The 22,195-nt window shown below is 44.6% G+C and carries 17 protein-coding genes and 1 pseudogene; 11 read left to right on the top strand and 7 right to left on the bottom strand.

Translation table 11 applies throughout. The features are described from left to right. Position 1 precedes the first annotated feature (1 nt). The 5 genes from L1286_RS21230 to L1286_RS21210 all read right to left on the bottom strand — a co-directional run bounded on the left by L1286_RS21230 (position 2) and on the right by L1286_RS21210 (position 6,040). Positions 2–1,945 (bottom strand): acetyl/propionyl/methylcrotonyl-CoA carboxylase subunit alpha, encoded by a 1,944-nt coding sequence (locus L1286_RS21230; RefSeq protein ID WP_235409055.1) that lies wholly within the window; start codon positions 1,943–1,945, stop codon positions 2–4. 10 nt (positions 1,946–1,955) lie between these two features. Beyond that, positions 1,956–2,738 carry an enoyl-CoA hydratase/isomerase family protein gene (locus L1286_RS21225; protein ID WP_235409054.1) on the bottom strand — a complete coding sequence of 261 codons (783 nt, stop codon included), beginning with the start codon at positions 2,736–2,738 and terminating at the stop codon, positions 1,956–1,958. A 9-nt stretch (positions 2,739–2,747) separates the two neighbouring features. Further along, positions 2,748–4,355: a carboxyl transferase domain-containing protein gene (locus L1286_RS21220; RefSeq protein ID WP_235409053.1), complete on the bottom strand. Its 1,608-nt coding sequence runs from the start codon at positions 4,353–4,355 to the stop codon at positions 2,748–2,750. A gap of 11 nt (positions 4,356–4,366) precedes the next feature. Then, the gene (locus L1286_RS21215) at positions 4,367–5,542 is read right to left on the bottom strand and encodes an isovaleryl-CoA dehydrogenase (RefSeq protein WP_235409052.1); all 1,176 of its coding nucleotides are present in this window, start codon (positions 5,540–5,542) and stop codon (positions 4,367–4,369) included. 102 nt (positions 5,543–5,644) lie between these two features. Beyond that, positions 5,645–6,040 carry a MerR family transcriptional regulator gene (locus L1286_RS21210; protein WP_023400459.1) on the bottom strand — a complete coding sequence of 132 codons (396 nt, stop codon included), beginning with the start codon at positions 6,038–6,040 and terminating at the stop codon, positions 5,645–5,647. A 356-nt stretch (positions 6,041–6,396) separates the two neighbouring features. Here L1286_RS21210 and L1286_RS21205 point away from each other — a divergent pair, with 356 nt between their 5' ends. From L1286_RS21205 to L1286_RS21170, 8 genes are all read left to right on the top strand, one after another. Beyond that, on the top strand, positions 6,397–7,575 hold the full coding sequence (locus tag L1286_RS21205; protein ID WP_235409051.1) for a thiolase family protein: 1,179 nt from the start codon (positions 6,397–6,399) through the stop codon (positions 7,573–7,575). Between the two features lie 73 nt (positions 7,576–7,648). After that, positions 7,649–9,139: a CoA-acylating methylmalonate-semialdehyde dehydrogenase gene (locus tag L1286_RS21200; protein WP_235409050.1), complete on the top strand. Its 1,491-nt coding sequence runs from the start codon at positions 7,649–7,651 to the stop codon at positions 9,137–9,139. 131 nt (positions 9,140–9,270) lie between these two features. After that, positions 9,271–10,428, top strand: coding sequence for an acyl-CoA dehydrogenase family protein (locus L1286_RS21195; protein WP_235409048.1), 1,158 nt, complete (start codon positions 9,271–9,273; stop codon positions 10,426–10,428). An 11-nt stretch (positions 10,429–10,439) separates the two neighbouring features. Further along, a complete protein-coding gene (locus L1286_RS21190) occupies positions 10,440–11,216 on the top strand; it encodes an enoyl-CoA hydratase (protein WP_235409047.1) in 777 nt (258 codons plus the stop codon). After that, positions 11,216–12,355: an enoyl-CoA hydratase/isomerase family protein gene (locus L1286_RS21185; protein ID WP_235409045.1), complete on the top strand. Its 1,140-nt coding sequence runs from the start codon at positions 11,216–11,218 to the stop codon at positions 12,353–12,355. Before L1286_RS21190 ends, L1286_RS21185 begins: the two co-directional genes overlap by 1 nt. Positions 12,356–12,366: 11 nt before the next feature. After that, positions 12,367–13,257, top strand: a complete 891-nt coding sequence (mmsB, locus tag L1286_RS21180; protein WP_235409044.1) for a 3-hydroxyisobutyrate dehydrogenase — start codon at positions 12,367–12,369, stop codon at positions 13,255–13,257. 24 nt (positions 13,258–13,281) lie between these two features. After that, positions 13,282–14,043, top strand: coding sequence for an SDR family oxidoreductase (locus tag L1286_RS21175; protein WP_235409042.1), 762 nt, complete (start codon positions 13,282–13,284; stop codon positions 14,041–14,043). A 244-nt stretch (positions 14,044–14,287) separates the two neighbouring features. Then, positions 14,288–14,815: a sel1 repeat family protein gene (locus L1286_RS21170; RefSeq protein WP_235409041.1), complete on the top strand. Its 528-nt coding sequence runs from the start codon at positions 14,288–14,290 to the stop codon at positions 14,813–14,815. Between the two features lie 92 nt (positions 14,816–14,907). On the opposite strand, the gene L1286_RS21165 is transcribed toward L1286_RS21170, so the two are convergent. Both L1286_RS21165 and L1286_RS21160 read right to left on the bottom strand, forming a co-directional pair. Beyond that, a complete protein-coding gene (locus tag L1286_RS21165) occupies positions 14,908–16,113 on the bottom strand; it encodes a bifunctional alpha/beta hydrolase/OsmC family protein (RefSeq protein WP_235409039.1) in 1,206 nt (401 codons plus the stop codon). A gap of 3 nt (positions 16,114–16,116) precedes the next feature. Continuing rightward, positions 16,117–16,980 carry a pirin family protein gene (locus L1286_RS21160; protein ID WP_235409037.1) on the bottom strand — a complete coding sequence of 288 codons (864 nt, stop codon included), beginning with the start codon at positions 16,978–16,980 and terminating at the stop codon, positions 16,117–16,119. A 224-nt stretch (positions 16,981–17,204) separates the two neighbouring features. On the opposite strand from L1286_RS21160, the gene L1286_RS21155 reads away from it, so the two are divergent. From L1286_RS21155 to L1286_RS21145, 3 genes and pseudogenes are all read left to right on the top strand, one after another. Beyond that, the gene (locus L1286_RS21155; protein ID WP_235409035.1) at positions 17,205–17,516 is read left to right on the top strand and encodes a hypothetical protein; all 312 of its coding nucleotides are present in this window, start codon (positions 17,205–17,207) and stop codon (positions 17,514–17,516) included. A 78-nt stretch (positions 17,517–17,594) separates the two neighbouring features. Continuing rightward, a complete protein-coding gene (locus tag L1286_RS21150; RefSeq protein ID WP_235409033.1) occupies positions 17,595–18,815 on the top strand; it encodes an aspartyl protease family protein in 1,221 nt (406 codons plus the stop codon). A gap of 144 nt (positions 18,816–18,959) precedes the next feature. Then, a pseudogene (locus L1286_RS21145) lies at positions 18,960–21,831 on the top strand (FAD-binding and (Fe-S)-binding domain-containing protein). Positions 21,832–22,195: the final 364 nt, after the last annotated feature.

The raw sequence follows: 22,195 nt of genomic DNA, 5'->3' as shown, positions 1-22,195 counted from the left end.
ATTAAGCTTCCTCTACAATGGCCAGCATTGCACCGTGGTTTACTAGCTCACCTTCATCAAAGCAATAGCTTGTTAGCGTGCCATCAAATGGCGCATTCAATGTATATTCCATTTTCATGGCCTCAATCACTACAATAGGATCCCCTTTAGCAACTTGAGTGCCAGTTTCTTGGAGGTGCTTAACCACAGTGCCATTTAAAGGCGCGGCAAGCGGTGCTTCTTGATGTTCGTGTTCACTGACATAGTGCTTGGCCTTCAACTCAAAAGTATGTTGGTAAGGGCCATACATGACCGTAATATCGGTTTCACTGATTAGCACATCCGCAATAAGACGCTTTCCATCAATATTGGCAGTGAGTTTGTGGTCATGTAATGTTGCTTCAACGCGATGTTCAAAATCTTGGTAGTGTACCTGCCAATGGTGACCTTGCGCTTGCGCGACAACAAAATGCTCTGTAAACGGCACGGTGAGTTTTCGCGGTTGATTCAACCTAAAACCAACCTGCTGCCAAGGCGAATGAAGCGTGGGTGCTTGTTTGTGAGCAAGGTACGCGATACTGGCTAAACAGACCATCGTGTCACTCGGTGCTTTTGAAGCTGTGAGCTGTTCGGTTTGCGTGTCAATAAAGTGTGTGTCCGGTGCTCCAGCCATAAATGTTGGGTGCTCTGCAAGGTGATGTAAAAAGGCAATGTTGCTTTTTACACCCGCCAAATGGACTTCGTTTAGCGCTGATCTTAGTTTGAGCAAAGCTGTACGTCGGTCGTGGCCATGCACGATGAGCTTTGCGATCATTGGATCATAGAATGGGCTTATTTCATCGCCTTGTTGAACCCCTGTATCTATGCGTACGCCACGCTGAGCGTCAGGAAAGCTCAAATGTGTGAGGTTACCAGAATAAGGCATGAAGTTTTCTTCTGGGTCTTCAGCATAAATACGTGCTTCAAAGCTGTGGCCTTGCAATGAGATTTGCGACTGCGTCAGTGGTAAGCGTTCGTTGTTCGCAACACGAATTTGCCATTCTACAAGATCTTGGCCAGTGACCATTTCAGTTACGGGGTGTTCAACTTGTAGGCGTGTGTTCATCTCCATGAAGAAGAACTCGTCCCCACATAATAAGAATTCGACGGTACCCGCACCGCGATAATTTATGGCTTGTGCACAGCGCACAGCCGCTTCGCCCATTTCTTTACGAAGCGCATCGCTCAAATCTGGTGCAGGTGCTTCTTCAATTACTTTTTGGTGGCGGCGTTGCAGCGAACAGTCACGGTCGCCCAGATAGACACAATTACCATGATTATCGGCAAATACCTGTACTTCAACATGGCGAGGTTTATCAACAAAGCGTTCTAATAATACTAAGTCATTGCCAAAACTCGCGAGTGCTTCTCGCTTTGCACCTTCAAGCGCGCTGAGGAACTCATCAGCATTTCTGACAACCCGCATACCTTTACCACCCCCCCCAAAAGCGGCTTTTATCAGTACAGGATAACCAACTTTTTCGGCTTCGGCAGTCAAAAACTCAGTCTCTTGTTGTTGCCCGTAGTAGCCTGGCACCAATGGCACGTTTGCGTCTGCCATGATTTCTTTTGCGCGTGTTTTGGAGCCCATTGCTTCAATCGCACTCGCCGGTGGACCTACAAATACGATATTGTTGTCTTCACAGGCGTTGGCAAACGTGTCGTTTTCAGATAGAAAGCCGTAGCCTGGATGAATACAATCGACGCCACTTTGTAGCGCCACATCCAAAATTCGATCGCTCACTAAATAGGAGTCTTTACTTGGCGCAGCACCGATATAATACGCTTCATCTGCATTTTGAACATGCAGTGCGTTGGCATCGGCATCTGAGTATACGGCGACGGTTGTCATACCTAATCGTTTTGCTGTGCGCATGACGCGGCAGGCAATTTCACCACGATTCGCAATTAAGATCTTTTTTAACATTGACTACTCCTTACTCGCTTGCAGTAGGTTGCCATTTCGGCGCGCGCTTTTCAAAAAAGGCACTTAGACCTTCTTGTCCTTCCTCACTGACTCGGATCTCTGCAATGCGTTTTGCAGTATGCGCAATCAATGTGTCTTCGATTTGTTTACCAGCGACTTCTTCAATTAACGCTTTGGCACTTTTGACAGCCTGTGGGCCATTGTTTAGCAACAGCTCAATAAAGTGTGTTTCGCTTGCATCAAGGTTGTCGGTAACTTCATGAATCAGTCCAAGCTCTAAAGCTTTGTCTGCTTTGAATACTTCAGCTGTTAAAAAGTAACGACGTGCGTGTCTTTCGCCCATTGCTTTGATGACATAGGGGCTAATAACCGCGGGAATTAACCCCAGCTTTACTTCGCTTAAACAGAATTTAGCGTTACTGCTTGCAACGGCGATGTCACAACAAGCAATAAGACCCAGTGCGCCTCCGAATGCGGCCCCTTGAACAAGACATAGCGTCGGGTGAGGCGATGTAGCCAACACGTTCATCAACTTTGCCAGTTCCATTGAGTCGGCGACATTTTCTTCGTAGTTGTTGTTCGCCATTGACTGCATCCAAGCCAAGTCTGCACCAGCTGAAAAGTGTTTGCCTTGGGTTTTTAATACTAAGGCTTTGACGTCTAGTTCATTGGCATATTCAATGGTTTTGATAAGCTCTGCAATAATTTCAGCGTTGAATGCATTGTGTTTTTCCGGGCGACTTAGTTCTAAGATCGCCACCTTGCTTTTTGTAATATTTAAAGTGACAGACATACACGCCCCCTACATTCTGAAGATGCCAAACTTAGACTCTTGGCTTGGTGCATTTGCAGCAGCTTCTAGTGCCAACCCCAGTACATTTCGTGTCTCAGCAGGGTCGATAATGCCATCATCCCACAAGCGTGCACTCGCATAATAAGGGTGCCCTTGCTTTTCATACTGTTCTACGATTGGCTTTTTGAATTCAGCGACTTCGTCATCGCTCATACTCAGGCCCTTGCGGGCAAGGCCATCTTGACGAACCTGAGTGAGTACACCAGCAGCTTGCTCACCCCCCATAACTGAGATGCGCGCATTTGGCCACATCCACATCATGGTTGGCTCGTAGGCTCTACCGCACATGCCATAGTTACCAGCACCGTATGAACCACCGATGAGTACGGTGAATTTAGGTACATCGGCACACGACACCGCAGTCACCATCTTGGCACCGTGTTTCGCAATACCCTCTGCTTCGTACTTTTGACCCACCATAAAGCCTGTGATGTTTTGCAAAAATAACAGTGGAATATCACGTTGTGCACAAAGCTGAATAAAGTGTGCGCCTTTTTGCGCTGATTCAGAGAATAAAATACCATTGTTAGCGACAATGCCGACTGGGCGACCAAAGATCTCTGCAAATCCAGTCACTAAAGTTTCACCAAAGTAGCGCTTAAACTCATCAAACTGAGAGTCATCCACAATTCGAGCGATGATTTCGCGCACGTCGAATGGTTTTTTCAAATCCGTACCGACAATGCCGTAGACTTCGCGGATATCATATCTAGGTGGTTTGATGTCCTTTAAAATGGGTTGAGTAGGGCGCTGATGGTTGAGCCTTTCGACACATTGACGAGCAATAGATAATGCGTGTTCATCATTTTCAGCATAGTGATCGGCAACGCCAGAAACCTTACAATGGACGTCGGCACCACCTAAATCCTCTGCGCTTACCTCTTCACCAGTCGCAGCTTTTACTAACGGTGGACCCGCTAAAAAAATGGTGCCTTGCTCTTTGACGATAATACTTTCATCGGCCATCGCTGGTACATATGCACCGCCAGCAGTACACAAGCCCATTACGACGGCAATTTGCGGTATGCCTTTTGCTGACATTCGTGCCTGGTTGTAAAAGATACGTCCAAAATGCAGTTTGTCTGGGAATACTTCATCTTGTTCGGGTAGGTTTGCACCGCCAGAGTCAACAAGGTAAATACACGGTAGGTGACAACGCTCTGCAATTTCCTGGGCTCTTAAATGCTTTTTAACGGTTAGTGGGAAATAAGTGCCACCTTTTACCGTTGCATCATTACCCACAATCATGCATTCAACACCTTTCACGCGGCCTATACCTGCAACAACGCCAGCACACGGAATATCTTGCTCATACACGCCAAACGCTGCAAATTGTGATATTTCCAAAAATGGAGAACCTTCGTCGAGGAGGGTATCGATCCGATCACGGACAAAAAGCTTGCCGCGACTTTGGTGGCGAGCTATGAGGGCTTCACCCCCACCTTGACTGAGTGTTGCGACCTTGTCGTTTAAATCAGCAACCAATGACGCCATCGCGTCATGGTTATCTTTAAACTGTTGGTCATGCGTATTAACAGCTGAATTTAATACTGTCATGCCAATTCTCCTTAGCGGCTTTCGTTAAACAGCTCACGGCCGATAAGCATACGGCGGATCTCAGACGTCCCAGCACCAATTTCATACAGCTTGGCGTCTCGCAGTAAGCGACCTGTAGAGTATTCGTTGATATAACCGTTACCACCAAGCAGTTGGATAGCGTCTAGTGCTAATTTAGTTGCCAGTTCAGCGGCATAAAGAATGGCTCCGGCGGCATCTTTACGGGTTGTTTCACCGCGATCGCACGCTTTTGCTACGGTATACACGTATGAACGCGCAGCATTCATCTGCGTATACATGTCGGCGATTTTGCCCTGCACAAGTTGGAACTCACCAATTGACTGATTGAATTGTTGACGTTCATGGATATAAGGCACAACCACATCCATACAAGCTTGCATAATACCTAACGGGCCGCCAGCTAGGACGACACGTTCGTAATCGAGGCCACTCATCAACACTTTTACGCCTTCGTTAAGCGTGCCTAGAATATTCTCTTCTGGTACTTCACAATCTTCAAATACAAGCTCACAGGTATTTGAACCACGCATACCAAGTTTGTCTAGCTTTTGGGCTGTTGAGAAACCTGGATAGTTGCGCTCGACGATAAATGCAGTGATACCGCGAGGACCAGCATCTAATTCAGTTTTTGCATAGATAACAAATACGTCGGCATCAGGCCCGTTGGTGATCCACATTTTATTGCCGTTAAGTACGTATTTGTCGCCTTTTTTCTCCGCTTTTAACTTCATTGATACAACATCAGAACCGGAGTTAGGTTCACTCATGGCCAATGCGCCAATGTGTTCACCACTGATCAGTTTTGGTAAGTACTTTTCTTTTTGTGCTTGGTTACCGTTGCGATTAATCTGGTTCACACATAAATTTGAGTGTGCGCCGTAACTGAGACCAATTGATGCACTTGCTCGGCTAATTTCTTCCATTGCAATAACGTGCTCTAGATAGCCCATGTTCGCGCCACCAAATTCTTCTGGCACCGTGATCCCGAGTAAGCCCATTTCACCAAACTTTGGCCAAAGTTCATTCGGAAACGCGTTTTCCTGATCTGTTTTCTCGGCAAGCGGGGCAATTTCGCTGGTCGCGAAGTTGTTAACGTGATCTCGGATCATGTCCGCAGTTTCGCCAAGTCCAAAATTCAGTTCTTTATATAGTGATACAGTGCTCATTTGTTGTCATCCTGTGTGAGATTGTGTATTTCGTTCCCCAGAGGGAACCGGAGTGCATGTCAGTTAAACAACCACTCCGGGCTGACACATACTGTGTATTGATTAGTCTTGTAATTCTTTTAATGTATCTAAGCAGCGTCTCTCTGCCGTCACGAGTTCCATCAAAACAACTTTGATGTCATCCATTTGCTGGCTGAGGTCTGCTTTTTTCTCTTCAATAAGTTGCAGCATGGTATGTAGCTGCTTTTCGCTAGACTTGTCCGCGTCATAGAGTTCAAACAGTCTGCCAGTTTCGGCAAGCGTGAAACCAAGTCGCTTCCCGCGCAAAATGAGTTTGAGACGGACTTTGTCTCTTTTAGAATAAATTCGGGTTTGTCCATTACGCTCTGGTGAAAGTAATCCTTGATCTTCATAAAAACGAATACTTCGTGTGGTAATGTCAAATTCCTTAGCGAGCTCGCTTATTGAGTAGGTTGGTTCTTTATTGGTGTCTTGCATTATTTACACACTTACTTCGAAACTGATTAGACCAATATAAGTGAAGTTTACGTAAAGGTAAAGTGCCGTTTTTGCATCATGCTTTAGTCGCATATGCAAAATCTGAATCTTGGACTACTTTTAGCTCGCATAAGGCACTATATGCTTTGTTAATTTGCTCTTCAACATAGGATATAGCAAGGGAATGCGCGGTTATTTTCCACTCTGGCAAGATAATTGTGCAAGTAAACTTTACATTTTTAAAAATCGCAAAACGCTTGTTTTTAGATTTACGTTGGCGTAAACGTAAATTTTAGGTATGCTCGACGTAATAGATTACTAAAAGCAAGCAATTTGCTTGTTAACAGGAGTTTTTAATGAGTAACGAAGCCGTAGTCATTGTAGCAGCAAAACGTACACCTATGGGTGGTTTTATGGGTAGCCTTTCAGGTGCAGCAGCAACTGATTTAGGCGCAACTGCAATTAAAGCTGTAATGAATGATACTGGTTTATCGGATGCCAGCATCGATGAAGTCATTATGGGTTGTGTTTTACCTGCGGGTCTTGGTCAGGCGCCAGCGCGTCAAGCTATGCTTCACGCGGGCCTTGCACGCTCGACAGGTGCAACAACTATTAACAAAGTCTGTGGTTCAGGTCTGAAAGCGGCGATGTTTGCTCATGACTTGATCAAATCTGGCAGTATTAAAACAGCAGTAGCAGGCGGTATGGAGAGTATGACGAATGCACCATACTTTATGCCAAACGCGCGCGGTGGTATGCGTATGGGCCACAACCAAGTCATTGACCACATGATGGCCGACGGCTTAGAAGATGCGTATGACAAAAAAGCAATGGGTTGTTTTGCACAAGATACCGCGGATCAATACGGCATTACTCGTGAAAATATGGATGAGTTTGCGCTTAGCTCACTGAGTAAAGCGAGCGCAGCGATCGAAAATGGCAGTTTTGACAATGAGGTTATCCCACACATTATCTCTACGCGTAAAGGGGATGTAGAAGTAACCACAGATGAACAGCCAGGTAACGCGCGTCCAGAAAAAATTCCTTCACTACGTCCAGCGTTCAAAAAAGACGGCACTATCACTGCTGCTAACTCATCTTCTATCTCAGATGGTGCAGCAGCGTTAATTTTGATGAGCGAGTCGGAAGCAAAGGCACATGGTCTTACGCCACTTTGTAAAATCGTAGCGCATGCAACGCATTCACAAGCACCTGCAGAATTCACTGTGGCGCCAGTGGGCGCGATGAATACGCTACTAGACAAGGCGGGTTGGTCAAAAGAGGATGTTGACCTTTGGGAAATCAACGAAGCGTTTGCAATGGTAACTATGCTTGCAATCAGCGAAATGAAACTAGATAGCAACAAAGTAAATGTGAACGGCGGTGCATGTGCTCTTGGTCATCCAATCGGTGCAAGTGGCGCACGTATCCTTGTTACGCTTATTCATGCACTTCGCAACCGTGGCCTGTCAAAAGGTATTGCATCACTGTGTATTGGTGGTGGTGAAGCGGTTGCACTCGCAGTAGAAGTTTAAATCGTCAAAGCGCCGCAACTATACTAACTTTTAACGCGGCGCTACTTTCAGTTTATTTGGGGAGGAGTGCAAAATGCACCAGGTACCATTATACATCAACGGTGAATTCACACAGTCGCAGTCTGACAAATGGTTAGACGTTGTTAATCCAGCAAATCAAGAAGTACTTGCACAGGTACCTTGCGCAACGTCACAAGAAGTACAAGCCGCAATTAATTCGGCACAAGAAGCATTCCAAACTTGGAAAAATGTACCAGTGCCTGAGCGTGCGCGAATTATGATGCGTTATGCTGCGCTGTTAAAAGAGCATCAGGAAGAAATCGCAACCATCATTTGTCATGAATTGGGCAAGACGTTTGAAGATGCAAAAGGGGATGTTTGGCGCGGAATTGAAGTGGTAGAACAAGCTGCCAATGCGCCTGCAATGATGATGGGCGAAACAGTTGAAAACGTGGCACGTAATATCGACACGTATTCATACATCCAGCCTTTAGGTGTGTGCGCAGGTATCACGCCATTTAACTTTCCAGCAATGATCCCATTGTGGATGTTCCCAATGGCCATTGTTTGCGGTAATACATTTGTATTGAAGCCGTCAGAGCAAGATCCTCTAACACCAATGCGCTTGGTTGAGCTATTTGAAGAAGCCGGTGCACCAAAAGGCGTACTACAAGTGGTTCATGGTGGTAAAGACCAAGTAGACCAAATTTTGGAGGCGCCTGAAATTCGCGCTGTATCTTTCGTAGGTTCTTGTGGCGTTGGTCAGTATATTTACAGTAAAGGGACTGAAAACCTGAAACGTGTTCAAGCTTGTGTTGGTGCAAAAAACCACATGGTGATCATGCCGGATGCGAGCAAAGAGCAAACCATTAACAACTTAGTGGGCGCTTCAGTCGGTGCTGCGGGTCAGCGCTGTATGGGTATTTCTGTTGCTGTTTTCGTTGGCAAGTCTCAAGAATGGGTAGACGACTTAAAAGCGGGTCTTGAAAAAGTACGACCTGGTGTTTGGGATGACCCAGAAGCGGCATATGGCCCGCAGACATCAGCAGCGGCTAAGGCACGTATCCTGTCTTTAATTGAGTCGGGTAAACAACAAGGCGCTACCTGCTTGCTAGATGGCTCAGACTTTACTGTTGAAGGGTATGAGAATGGTAACTGGGTTGGTCCAACACTGTTCACAAACGTGACAACAGAGATGGACATCTACAAAGAAGAGATCTTTGGTCCGGTGCTAAACTGTGTGTTTGTGGACACATTAGAAGAAGCTATTTCGCTTGTTAACAACAGCCCATATGGTAATGGTGTTTCATTATTCACAGCAAGCGGTGCTGCAGCGCGTAAGTTCCAACAGGAAATTCAAGTTGGCCAAGTTGGTATTAATATTCCAATTCCTGTGCCATTGCCTTTCTTCTCATTCACTGGTTGGAAGAATTCATTCTACGGCGATGTCCACACGTATGGTAAGCAAGGTGTTCGTTTTTATACAGAAACTAAGACTATTACATCTCGCTGGTTTGCCGATGAAGCGGTGACTGGCCCTAATATGAGTATTAACCTTCGTTAATCCTGCAATTTATTTCGAGCCCAGTATCTATGCTGGGCTTTTAGTAGTAACGCCTGACGCATAACAGGTGCAACAAGAATAAAAACAAACGAATGCATATTCGTTTGAGATGACAACAAGAGAGGTCTTTTATGGACTTTAATCTGAATGAAGATCAACAGGCATTCGCCGAAACCGCTTACCAATTTGCTATGACTGAGCTTGCGCCCAATGCTGCGCGCTGGGATCAGGAGCATATTTTTCCAAAAGACGTGATTAAACAAGCCGGTGAACTGGGTTTTTGCGGGTTATACACACCAGAAGAAGCTGGTGGTCTAGGCTTATCGCGCTTAGACTCAAGCATTATTTTTGAACAACTGTCTATGGGATGCACGGCAACCACTGCGATGCTGACCATCCATAATATGGCCACTTGGATGATCGCAAGTTTCGGTACTGATGCTGTTAAGAGCCAGTATATGGACCAACTCGTAATGGGTGAGTTACTGGCGTCCTACTGTTTAACAGAGCCTGGTTCGGGTTCAGACGCCGCATCTTTGAAAACCAAAGCAGTACTTGACGGCGATGAGTATGTGTTGAATGGTTCGAAAATGTTTATCTCAGGTGCGGGTGAGACCGATGTGTTGGTGGTTATGGCCCGCACTGGTGAAGAAGGCCCTAAAGGGATCTCTGCGTTTGTAGTACCTGCTGACGCAGCAGGGGTAATCTACGGAAAGGCGGAAGAGAAAATGGGCTGGAATGCGCAGCCTACACGTTTGATCACCTTTGAAGATGTCAGAATTCCTGCTGCTAACCTGATGGGCAAAGAAGGCGAAGGGTTTAAATTTGCCATGCAAGGCTTAGATGGCGGTCGTATCAATATTGCGACCTGTTCTCTTGGTACTGCGCAACAAGCGCTGAATACAGCCAAAGAATATATGCAAGAGCGCCAACAGTTCGGTAAACCACTGGCGGCTTTTCAAGCATTGCAGTTCAAAATCGCGGATATGAATACAGAGCTTGTAGCGGCGCGTCAAATGGTGCGTTTGGCAGCATTTAAGCTCGACAGTAACGACCCTGAAAAGACCACCTATTGTGCAATGGCAAAACGCTTTGCAACTGATGTTGGTACCAAAGTGTGTGATGACGCACTGCAAATTCATGGCGGTTACGGTTACATCAAAGAATACCCACTTGAGCGCCATTTACGTGATGTACGCGTTCACCAAATCTTAGAGGGCACCAATGAGATCATGCGCGTGATTATTGCCCGTCGAATTTTAGCTGAAGGCGCTGCAAGCGTTTTATAAGGAGCGAATAAATGTCTGCACAATTAAAACTTGAAAAACGTGGCCACATTGCAATTGTTACTATGTCTAATCCGCCTGCAAATACGTGGACACGTGACACATTAGTTGGCCTAAAAGAGTTGGTTAATGAACTAAACGCGGATAAAGAGATTTACTCGCTGGTAATTACAGGCGAAGGTGAAAAGTTCTTCTCTGCTGGCGCCGATCTGAATGTGTTTGCTGACGGTGATAAAGGTGTTGCCGCTGATATGTCGCGTGTGTTTGGCGAAGCTTTCGAAACACTAAGCAATTTCCGTGGTGTGTCTATTGCAGCAATTAATGGCTTTGCGATGGGCGGAGGCTTAGAAGTTGCGCTGGCTTGTGATATCCGAATTGCAGAAGCCCAAGCTCAAATGGCACTACCAGAAGCCAAAGTTGGCTTATTGCCGTGTGCTGGCGGTACACAAAACTTGGCGTGGTTAGTCGGCGAAGGTTGGGCGAAGCGTATGATTTTGTGTGGCGAACGTTTAAAAGCGGACAAAGCAGAAAAGATAGGCCTAGTAGAAGAAGTTGTAGAGCAAGGTCAAGCACTTGAAGCTGCATTGGCACTGGCTGAAAAAGTTGAAGATCAAAGCCCTGTTGCTGTAACCGCCTGTAAATCACTGATCCAAAAAGGCCGGACAGGGACCATTGACAGTGCATTGCCCTTAGAGCGTGAGTTATTCGTGACTTTATTCGATACGCAAGATCAAAAAGAAGGCGTGAATGCGTTTCTTGAGAAGCGTAAAGCAAATTGGGTGAATGGCTAATGGTTGAATTACAGTTACTAAACCAAGAAGACGCGCTGGTCGTGTTCCAATTGGCGCACTGTAATAATGACATGAAGGTGGCGATTGCCACCTTAAATGCGCCAAAAGCGTTAAATGCGCTTAACTTAGACATGATCCGCCTACTTGCACCACAACTCACTGAGTGGGCAAACGACGATAGCATCGCCATGGTAGTCCTAAAAGGTGAAGGTGAAAAAGCATTCTGTGCTGGTGGTGATGTTGTCAGCCTATACAATTCAATGGCTGCAAACGATGGTAATAATTACCTCGAGACCTTTTTCAGTGAAGAATATCGTTTAGACTATCAGATCCACAATTATGACAAACCAATTCTACTATGGGGTAATGGCATTATTATGGGTGGCGGTCTGGGCCTGATGGCTGGAGCAAGCCACCGAGTCGTAACCGAAACGTCACGTATTGCGATGCCTGAAATCACAATTGGTCTTTACCCTGATGTGGGGGGCTCTTACTTCTTGAATCAAATGCCTGCAGGTATGGGATTGTTTTTAGGATTAACGGGCGCTTCTGTCAATGCAAACGATGCAAAGCTAGTTGGACTTGCGGACCATTTTATTAATGCTGATCACTTTGACATCCTGCTCCATAATTTGCGTGAAGTGAATTGGGGTAAAACCAACGTATTGAACCATGACAAACTGACACAGTTACTTCTGTCGATTGAGGATGGTGCACATACTTTGCCTAACAGTGCGCTTAAGCCACTTGTGAACGACATTGCACACTTAGTAGAACTCCCCGATTTATCTGCGCAAATTGATCATATTCTGTCTATTGATAGCAGTGACAATAAGTGGCTGAGCAGGGCACAAGCAGGTTTAAAACATGGTTCACCAATAAGTGCTGCACTCGTAAGCGAGCAACTTAAGCGCTTAGCCGGTAAGTCTCTAAAAACATGTTTCCAACATGAATTAGCGATGTCGGTACACTGTGGTGAGGTCGGTGAATTTCAAGAAGGGGTGCGTGCTTTATTAATTGATAAAGATGGCAAACCGAATTGGCGATTCAAATCAATCAATGACGTACAAGCTGACGTAATTGAAGGCTTCTTCAAACCAAAATGGGATGCAGTAAACCACCCACTGGCAGACATGTAAGGAAATAAAAAATGGCAAAAGTAGGATTTATTGGCCTTGGTAACATGGGTGGCCCAATGGCTGCTAATTTGGTTAAAGCAGGCCACCAAGTTACGGTATTTGACCTTAACGAAGAAGTTGTAAATCAACTGGTTGAGCAAGGTGCTCAAGCGGCATCTAAAATGTCAGAGACATGTTCAGATGCTGATTTTGTGATCAGTATGCTACCTGCAGGGAAACATGTTCGTTCAATTTATACTGGCGAAGATGGATTAATCAACTACCTTAGTAAGTCGGCACTGGTTATTGACTGTTCGACAATAGATGCAGAGTCAGCTCAGTTTGTGGGCAAAGCGCTTGCAAACGTGGGTATATCTTTTGTTGACGCGCCAGTGTCTGGGGGTGTGGCCGGAGCTGCTGCTGGGACATTGACTTTCATTGTTGGTGGACGCGACGAAGATTTTGCCAAAGCGCACACAGTATTGAAAGATATGGGTAAAAATATCTATCATGCTGGGGACATAGGTGCCGGGCAAGTCGCAAAAATTTGTAATAATATGCTGCTGTCAATTTTAATGGCAGGGACCAGCGAAGCACTCCAAATGGGTGTAGATCACGGCTTAGACCCCAAAGTATTAAGCGAAATTATGCTTAATAGCTCTGGGCGCAATTGGACACTTGAAGTGTATAACCCATGCCCGAATGTACTGGACAATGTTCCTTCTTCTAATGAGTACAAACCGGGTTTTATGGTGGATTTGATGGCAAAAGACTTAGGACTTGCAATGCAAGCAGCTCAGCAGACAAATTCAGCCACCCCAATGGGCGCACTTGCTAAAAATCTTTATAACCTGATGCAAAATCAAGGCAAAGGGGCGGAAGATTTCAGTGCGATATTTAAACTTTTCTCTGAAAAGTCTTAAAACGTAAAGGTTTAAAATTTAATTATGAATGTAGAAAATAAAACGGTTGTTATTACTGGGGGCGCGCAAGGTTTAGGTCTTGCAATGGCACATAAAATGGCAAGTTTAGGCGCGAACCTTGCCCTTGTTGATATGCAAGAAGAAGTTTTGCAGGCGGCAGTTGAAGAGCTTAGCGAATTTGATGTAACCGTTAAAACGTATGTTGCAAATGTAAGTATTGAAAGCAATGTGGAAGAAGTCTTCGACAAGATTGTCGAGGATTTCGGTTCACTGTCTGTACTTATCAATAATGCGGGTATTCTACGCGATGGCTTGTTCGTCAAAGTCAAAGAGGGTGAAGTCGTCAATAAGATGTCACTTGACCAGTTCCAATCGTTGATGGATGTAAACTTAACTGGCGTATTCCTTTGCGGCCGTGAAGCCGCAGTGAAAATGATTGAGGCAGATCAAGGCGGCGTGATTATTAACATGTCGAGTGTGGCACGCGCTGGTAATATTGGCCAAACTAACTACTCTGCAGCTAAAGCTGGTGTTGTGGCTATGACCACAACATGGGCGAAAGAGCTTGGTCGTTACGGTATTCGTGTGGGCGCGATTGCGCCAGGTGTAATTCGTACCAAAATGACAGATGCCATGAAACCAGAGGCAAAAGAACGTTTGGTTAAAATGAAGCCAGTGGGTCGTTTAGGCGAAGCACAAGAGATTGCACATACAGCTCAATATATTATTGAGAATGAGTTTTTCACTGGCCGAGTCGTGGAAATCGATGGTGGTATAAGACTTTAAAAAAATATCTAATACTTTCGTTATTTTGTAATAAAATATCTTTAGTATTCAACGTATTCGCATACTTATGTTCCTTTATCTTCGAAAGAAGAGAGTGTGTAGAATAAAGCGGTGGGGGTGTGTCCCGCCGCTTTTTTATTTTTAGTCGACTGTTTAGCTGTTGATAGTTATATGTTTTATTTTTGGCTGTTTTGTGTAACATATAAATGGTTGCTTAAATTTCACCTAAAATTAGAACATTCTTATGCATAAGTTTTTGATTACTATACTAATCCTAGCTGTATTACCTTCATGTCAGTCCAACAGAGCCATTATCAAAGGTATTGATGCCATTCAAAAGCAGGAACGAAAAGGAATAAAGCTTTATCAGCAAGGGCAATACGCCGACGCCTATGAAGCACTTGGAGAACTTGCCACTTGGGGTTACAAAGATGCGCAATATTATCTGGCCTTTATGTTTTTAAAAGGTCAGCACTTAGAGCAGTCCACCTTGATTGGTATGGGTTGGCTAGGCGTGGCGGCCGAATCTGATATCAAAGAGTGGGTCAATCTTTATAATGCGCTCTACGCGAAAGCCACCCCACAAATGCGCACCAAGATTGATGCCGTGGTGGCTGATTACAAGCAAAAATTTGGCATGAAGGCGCAGTTTGTATCGTGTCGAAAAACTCAGACGCCCCCATCAATGAAGATAGCTATAAAATGTACTAAAGAAGATAAAATCTCTAAAGTCTACCCAATTGATTTGGATGAGTCACAACTCAATTTATAAAGCCTGACATTGATATTAAAAGCCGCTGACTAGGCCAGTGGCTTTTTAGGTGGTACGATAGAGACGCTCACTCACTTTCAGGAAATTAGATGCTATACATGCAACTGCGTCTTTACCTGTACTGTATTGTGTAAGGTCTTATGCACAGGACACTTGTCTGCGATAGCAAGTAGCTTTTGCTTTTGTGCATCGTCAATAGGGCCTTGTATTTCTATCTGGCGAGTTATTTCCTCAGTGTAATTGTGTTTACTGTCACAATTTTTGCAGTCGTCATGGTAGTTTTTCTGATGTGTTAAGGTAATTTTGATATCTTCCACAGGCAGGCCTTTGTGATTCGCGTACATCCTCATGGTCATGACAGTACAAGTGCCTAAGGCTGCCAATAAGTGCGCATAGGGATCTGGCCCAAGGTTTCTTCCGCCGACTTTTACTGGCTCATCGGCAAGCCATGAGTGACTATCACTGGATACACTTAACGTAAATTTGTGATCTTTCTCTGTAACGACAAGCTCACCTTGAAGCACGGTTTGTGTGCTTGGCGCTGGGTGGGGCACAATGTATTTATCTACCCACCCCGTAATTGCAGTTGCAGCATATTCAGCATCAGCCGAGCGGGTTAATAGGTGATCTGCATCATCCAATGAAATAAAGCTTTTAGGATGCTTAGCATTGACGTAAATGGACTCTGCTTGTTCGATACTGACAACATCATCAATTGGGCTATGCATAATCAGCAACGCTTTGTTTTTAATTACTGATTGTTGTTGGCTTTGTTCATTCAGATCTTCAAGAAATTGTTTTTTAATATTGAACGTTCGCTTACCCAGTTGCACTTGGGCTTCTCCGTTGTGGTTAATTTCTTCTAAATGTGCTGAAAAGTTATGCACAACATGTTGAGCATTCGCCGGTGCCCCTATCGTGACAACCGCTTTTACCTCTGGAATCTGATTTGCGACAGCCAAGACCGCAGCACCGCCGAGACTATGACCAATTAATATTTGGGGTGCAAAAAGAGATTGCCTCAGGTAATCTGCGCCAGCGCGAAGATCGGCCAGATTTGAAGAGAAATTACTATTGGCAAAGTCTCCGTCACTGTTTCCAAGTCCTGTAAAATCAAAACGCAGTACAGCATAGCCTTGCTTTACCAGTGCTCTCGATATTCTCGACGCCGCTGCAATGTCTTTGCCACAGGTAAAACAGTGAGCAAATAGTACAACGGCTTTAATCGATTCTGTTGGGCGCTCTAACAATCCTGCGAGTGTATTACCATCACTGGTGAATTCTACTCTTTCTCTCATCGCTTATTTCCTTGTTGGTAAGGGGACAAACTCTAAGTTGTCATCTGGTATGGCGGGAAAGTGACCGTTTTCCCAATCGAGTTTCGCCTGGTCAATACGTGCTTTGCTAAATGAAACAAAGTTCCAGTGTATATAAGGGACTGAATCCCATTTGTCACCACCGAGCAAAATGACCCTAGAGTCTTCGAGTGTTATGACTCTACTGTGTAAATCTTCTATCAGAACCAAGTCACCAGCGTTGTATTCAACGTCGTCAATACGCAGGGCACCAAAAATAATGTAGATGGCGGTTTCTTGTGTGTCACTGGGTAAGTCTAGCGTGTTTTGCATAGTTGCGATGATATCGACGTAAAACAAAGGTGAATAAGTACGAATTGGCGATGTCAGACCGTAAGCATGTCCGGCTATGACGCGCTTCATGATGCCGCCTTGAATGCTCTGAGGGAGTTCATCGCGATTGATATGTTCAAAACTCGGTGCGATGTCGGCATATGCTTTGGGCAATGCAACCCATGATTGTAGACCATCGATATGATGTGGCTTTCCTCTTGTTTCAAAGCTTTCTCGTTCTGAATGTACAATGCCTTTACCAGCAGTCATCCAGTTGACATCACCTGGGGCTATTTCAAGCTGATTACCGAGCGAGTCGCGATGTAACACTTTCCCCTCGATGAGGTAAGTCAGTGTTGATAAACCGATATGAGGGTGCGGCTTTACTTCAATACCTCGGCCTTGGGGGAAATGGCTCGGCCCCATACGATCAAAAAAGATAAAAGGACCCACCATCCGTTTTTTCATATGTGGGAGCAGGCGCTTCACCTCAATTCCCCCAATATCATGTGTTGTTGCTTTGAGTAACTGCGCCACTGCCTTTCTCCTCACGAAGCATGAATCATTTTTAATAAGTATGCAGTCATTCTAGTTGCAGTTAACGCGAGGGTAAAAACACATAACTAGGACAATAGATTCTATTTTATCGAATTAAGCTTGATTGTAATGGGTTATACAGCAAAGGGTATTGGCATGATAAAATCGCAAGATAGAGTGATGCAATTGAGCAAGAAAAATGTGTTGGAGGTAGATATTACAATATGAAATATGTGATTGTCAGCGTGCTGGGTTTGGTGATGACTACTTTGCTTTTGCTAGGCATGGCCAAATTGATAGAGATGAATGGTATTGAGAAACAAACTGTGATCGAGTGTTTTCCCATTCCATCTCATGTATTTGAGTCAGGACGAGCAAAAGAAAGTTGTACTTGCTGGTTCGTAAGTCAGCATGCAAAAACACGTACGCATTTTGACGGTGTGGCTTGCAATGCTTTATTTATGTCTCAATCTGACTTGCAAAAATTGCCTGTTTGTCAGTTATCCTCTGCTAATTTGGCACCCTTTTTAAATTAATAGCCACAATCCGTTTGACGTTTTCTTCACATTTTTTTTAGTAACTTGAAAGCACGAAATAGTAAAAGGATATGTGTTATGAAGTTGCTCACCATCTTACTTTGTACAGTGGCATTGAACGGGTGTAGTGTTGCCAATTATGTTCGGCTTAAATACGAGAATGATGACATTAAACCACAGTGGCAGTCACACAAAAAAAAGACTCAATTACAGGCAGATACTGGCTTAAAGCCTTACGTGTACATGACAATTAATGGCGTGCATGGGTTTAAAATGTTGTTGGATACGGGCGCATCCGTATCAATTCTTAAGGACTCCGAAAAAGTAAAAAAGTTGACATTGAAAGAAGGCTACCCACTTGAATTAGGTGGCTGGGGGGATGCTGAAAACTCTTATGGTTTTCAGACCGATGTAAAAAGTATTACGTTGGGTGATGTTCGGTTTAAAGACGTGAGCTTTGCATATATGCCAGTTACGAGCAGTGCTTATTTTTTGCGCCCAGATGAGGCTGTATACGATGGGATACTTGGCCATGACATTTTAAAGCACTTTGCATGGCATATTGATCCTCGAGCGGGAACGATTGAAATTTCCAGTCAAGCGCACAGTGCTGATTCAACAGAAATCGCCATTCCGATGCGCATTTTCCTCAGCAAATTGTATCTTGATAGCAAAGTCGATTTAGGTCACAACCAAACAATGGCACACGAAGTGGTGTTAGATACTGGGAGTCGCCACTATTTTAAGCTGAACAACTACTATGTTCGTGAAGCAGGGTATACGTTTAAAGGCAAAACCGTGATTGGCTCAGACTTTGGTTTGAGCGGCCAAGCAATCCACCATCGTGGCACAATTCCACAGTTAGATGTCTCAGACCTAACCCTAAAAAATGTCAAAACGAACTTTATTGAAGGTGGTGATGATGGCAAATCCGTTATAGGAAGTTCTATTCTAAATCATTTCAGGTATGTAATTGATTACCACAATTTAACGTTGCACCTCAAACCGTATACAGGCACAAGTTTTAAAGCGAGGTACAATTTACTGGGTATGGAGCTGAGAAAACTGACCAACGGGGCGTTTGTTGTGCGTTATGTTATGCCAGACATGGGCGCATTTGGCTCGGGTATTGAAGTTGGTGATGAAGTAGTGAGCTTTAATGGCGTGCATGCCAGTGAGTTAGGGCAAAAAGAGTGGTTGGAGCTGTCTACAACGGTTGGCAAGCACACGCTTTGTATTGCAAGAGGTAATCAGTGTTTTAACTTAGTCGCGCAGAATATTGATGGCTATAGCCGGTGAAGCACCTAATGTGACCTAACAACCCAGTACGCAGGGGGACACTTCTACGTACTGGGCTACGATATCTGGTACGGCGCCATTGTATAAACCACCACAATTTTATGATATGTTATATTGTATCAATTTTGTGGGGCGCAAAAAAACATGGGTCGAGAAACCGAAGCAAATGTTCATGCTGATGAAGTCGTTAAAGCATTTACAGATGAGCTAAAAAAACAAGGGTTTGAAGGAGAGGTTGATACCAGCTACTCAACGCAAGTTGTACACTCAACAGATAACAGTATTTACCAACAAATGCCACAAGCCGTGCTGTTTCCAAAGTCGAATGTAGACATTCAGTTGGCGTTATCTCTCTCAGAGAGAAACGAATTTAACACGTTGTATTTTGGCCCGAGAGGAGGTGGAACGGGTACGAATGGCCAATCTTTGACAGGAGGGATCATCTTAGACCTGTCTCGTCATCTGCGTGACATCATCGAGTTAAATACCGAGCAGAGGTGGGTGCGAGTACAAGCTGGCGTCATCAAAGACCAATTAAACGAATTTTTGCGGCCACATGGTTTTTTTTTCGCGCCGGATTTATCAACCAGTAATCGCGCGACTGTCGGGGGGATGATCAATACTGACGCCTCTGGGCAAGGTTCTTTAGTTTATGGCAAAACCAGCGATCACCTATTAGGGCTGAAGTGTTTTTTATCCGATGGATATGAACTTGATACGCAGAAAATGACATTAGCGCAGGCTAGAGAGGCGGCGAAACAAGCTGGGCGTGCTGGTAGCATATTTAATTCAGTCCTAGCAAGTTGTGAGCAAAAAAGAGAAAAAATCCTGTCTGTTTTTCCAAAATTAAACAGGTTTCTGACCGGGTATGACCTTAAAAATGTATTGAGTGACGATTTAGAGTCGTTTGATCTAACACGAATTATTGCTGGAAGTGAAGGGTCTTTGGCGGTTGTGGCTGAAGCTAAGCTCAATATTCTACCTATTGAGCCTTATATGGCGCAGCGTATCGGACTTTTTAGAAACGCCGACACAGATCACATCTGATGGTCTCAATATGGTGGAGTTTAATGGCACAGCGCAAAATGATATTGAAGATAAAGTGGGCGCATTAACGAGCAAGTTAGACGCCCTCATTGCGAACAAGCAGTCAGGGGTATTGTCCTATTCAATCACCACAAACAAAGCTGATATCTTGAAAATATATGCGATGAGGAAAAAAGCGGTGGGCCTATTAGGGAATAGCAAAGGCCATCAAAAACCGGTTGCATTTGTTGAAGACACCGCGGTACCTCCTGAGCATCTTGCGGATTTTATCACTGAGTTTAGAGCCGTGTTGGACGACTATCAGCTGTCCTACGGCATGTTTGGACATGTGGATGCAGGCGTATTACATGTTCGTCCTGCGCTGGATTTATGTGACCAATCTCAACAAGCCATGCTGAAGCCGATTTCGGACAAAGTCGCGCAATTGACAAAAAAGTATGGGGGACTCTTTTGGGGGGAACATGGCAAAGGGTATCGAAGTGAATATGGACCGCAATTCTTTGGTCCAGAGCTATTTTTAGAGTTGCGTAAAATAAAAACGGCTTTTGACAAGCGCAATAAGCTTAACCCAGGTAAAATTTGTACACCTTTGAACAGCGAGGTCGAGCTCGCCAAGGTTGATGGTCCGCTAAGGGCTCGTTACGATGCTTTGGTACCAATTAATATCAAAACCAGTTTTCAGGATACGCTGAATTGTAATGGTAATGGGCTCTGTTTTAATTATTCCCAAGCGACTCAAATGTGTCCCTCATATAAAATCACAAAGGACAGAAGAGATTCTCCAAAAGGCCGTGCAATGTTGTTTAAGGAGTGGACTCGCCTGCAATCTGAGCGGGGCGTGGAACTCCCTGAGCAACTTTCAGAATATTTCGACAAACATAACCCACATAAAGTGATGATCTCTGATGAAGGAAAGCTCAAGCAACTTAACCACGAGGTGAAAAAGGCCATGGACGCGTGTTTGGCGTGTAAAGCGTGTTCAAGTGCTTGCCCTGTTAAAGTAGATATCCCTAATGTGCGGGCCTACTTTCTTGATTTTTATCACCAAAAATATGGCAGAAGCCTCAAGGATCACCTGGTTGCAAATATCGAACGTTTACTGCCAATGATGTCGCGCTTTGCAAAGATACTGAATCCAATCATGGGTTCACGACTCATGAATGCGTTGGCGAAAAACACGATTGGATATCAAGATCTCCCACAACTTAGCCAACATAAGTTAAAAACAAAAGCCTATGATTTTGATGAATTGAGCAAACTTACCCTGCGACAAAGGGAGCAGTATGTGCTGATAGTTCAAGATCCATTTACTCGTTATTATGAAGCTGAGTTGCTCGCCTCGACAATTAACCTTATTGAAAAGCTAGGAAAGCAAGCTATTTTATTACCCTATCATGAGAATGGTAAAACCAAGCATGTAAAAGGGTTTTTAAGCGCATTCAAAGCAACAGCCGCCAAAACAAGTGCATTTTTACAGCAAGCGTCGACATTACAGATCCCGATGGTAGGCATGGATTCTGCTTTGGTGTTTGTGTATGAAGATGAATATCGCAAAGTACTGACGGAGTCTCAGCGGGGAGATTATAGGGTTCAGGCAATCCACGAATGGCTGATACAACAAGACTTATCTACTCTCCACATTACAGAATATCAAGGCACTTTGGCGCTGCTTGCTCACTGTACTGAAGAGACAAATCCAAGGGCGTCAACGGCTACTTGGTTATCCATTTTCAAAAACTTGGGGGTTGAGATTCAGGCGCCAAATGTTGGGTGTTGTGGGATGGCGGGCACGTATGGTCATGAGTCAAAGAATCAAGAGGCCGCTCGGCAATTATACAACATGTCATGGGAAAAGCATGTGAAGTCACAGCAAGTGATTGCAACGGGGTTCTCTTGTCGCAGCCAAGTAAAGCGCTACGAAGGGCGAAAACCCAAGCATCCTGTGGAGTTTATTGCGGATTTATTATAACTTTGATGCTTGCTGGCATGCGTGGGTAAGCGCTTATTGTTATGAATCGAGTTGATTCGTCAAACAGTAACGTGTTTAACAAAGTGGGTGGGGTAGCGATACCCCAGAACTTAATTTGTAATACCTAGCATTGTAAGCGACGGGCTTTGCTTACCTATCTAATTCGTTTTAATTCCACGACAGTTTGACAATGTGCGTATGCCAAGATGTACCGTTCATTTTGTCAGGCCTCTCTAATTCGGCGCATTAAACGCCATACGTGAGTGTGTTGGGTGTTCTGGGGATAAAAAAGATCGTTTCGATATTAAACGAAGGTTCACCTATGCCGCACTGACTTCAAGCATTTTAGTAGCGCGTTTAGATG

The sequence above is a fragment of the Pseudoalteromonas sp. SMS1 genome, from assembly GCF_021530565.1.
Taxonomy (GTDB): Bacteria; Pseudomonadota; Gammaproteobacteria; order Enterobacterales; family Alteromonadaceae; genus Pseudoalteromonas.
This window is presented reverse-complemented; position numbering and strand designations above follow the sequence as displayed.

What these genes read in the sequence shown, in the direction of transcription:
- L1286_RS21230 (WP_235409055.1), bottom strand. Translation starts at nt 1,945, where the DNA reads ATGTTAAAAAAGATCTTAATTGCGAATCGTGGTGAAATTGCCTGCCGC.
- L1286_RS21225 (WP_235409054.1), bottom strand. Translation starts at nt 2,738, where the DNA reads ATGTCTGTCACTTTAAATATTACAAAAAGCAAGGTGGCGATCTTAGAA.
- L1286_RS21220 (WP_235409053.1), bottom strand. Translation starts at nt 4,355, where the DNA reads ATGACAGTATTAAATTCAGCTGTTAATACGCATGACCAACAGTTTAAA.
- L1286_RS21215 (WP_235409052.1), bottom strand. Translation starts at nt 5,542, where the DNA reads ATGAGCACTGTATCACTATATAAAGAACTGAATTTTGGACTTGGCGAA.
- L1286_RS21210 (WP_023400459.1), bottom strand. Translation starts at nt 6,040, where the DNA reads ATGCAAGACACCAATAAAGAACCAACCTACTCAATAAGCGAGCTCGCT.
- L1286_RS21205 (WP_235409051.1), top strand. Translation starts at nt 6,397, where the DNA reads ATGAGTAACGAAGCCGTAGTCATTGTAGCAGCAAAACGTACACCTATG.
- L1286_RS21200 (WP_235409050.1), top strand. Translation starts at nt 7,649, where the DNA reads ATGCACCAGGTACCATTATACATCAACGGTGAATTCACACAGTCGCAG.
- L1286_RS21195 (WP_235409048.1), top strand. Translation starts at nt 9,271, where the DNA reads ATGGACTTTAATCTGAATGAAGATCAACAGGCATTCGCCGAAACCGCT.
- L1286_RS21190 (WP_235409047.1), top strand. Translation starts at nt 10,440, where the DNA reads ATGTCTGCACAATTAAAACTTGAAAAACGTGGCCACATTGCAATTGTT.
- L1286_RS21185 (WP_235409045.1), top strand. Translation starts at nt 11,216, where the DNA reads ATGGTTGAATTACAGTTACTAAACCAAGAAGACGCGCTGGTCGTGTTC.
- mmsB (WP_235409044.1), top strand. Translation starts at nt 12,367, where the DNA reads ATGGCAAAAGTAGGATTTATTGGCCTTGGTAACATGGGTGGCCCAATG.
- L1286_RS21175 (WP_235409042.1), top strand. Translation starts at nt 13,282, where the DNA reads ATGAATGTAGAAAATAAAACGGTTGTTATTACTGGGGGCGCGCAAGGT.
- L1286_RS21170 (WP_235409041.1), top strand. Translation starts at nt 14,288, where the DNA reads ATGCATAAGTTTTTGATTACTATACTAATCCTAGCTGTATTACCTTCA.
- L1286_RS21165 (WP_235409039.1), bottom strand. Translation starts at nt 16,113, where the DNA reads ATGAGAGAAAGAGTAGAATTCACCAGTGATGGTAATACACTCGCAGGA.
- L1286_RS21155 (WP_235409035.1), top strand. Translation starts at nt 17,205, where the DNA reads ATGAAATATGTGATTGTCAGCGTGCTGGGTTTGGTGATGACTACTTTG.
- L1286_RS21150 (WP_235409033.1), top strand. Translation starts at nt 17,595, where the DNA reads ATGAAGTTGCTCACCATCTTACTTTGTACAGTGGCATTGAACGGGTGT.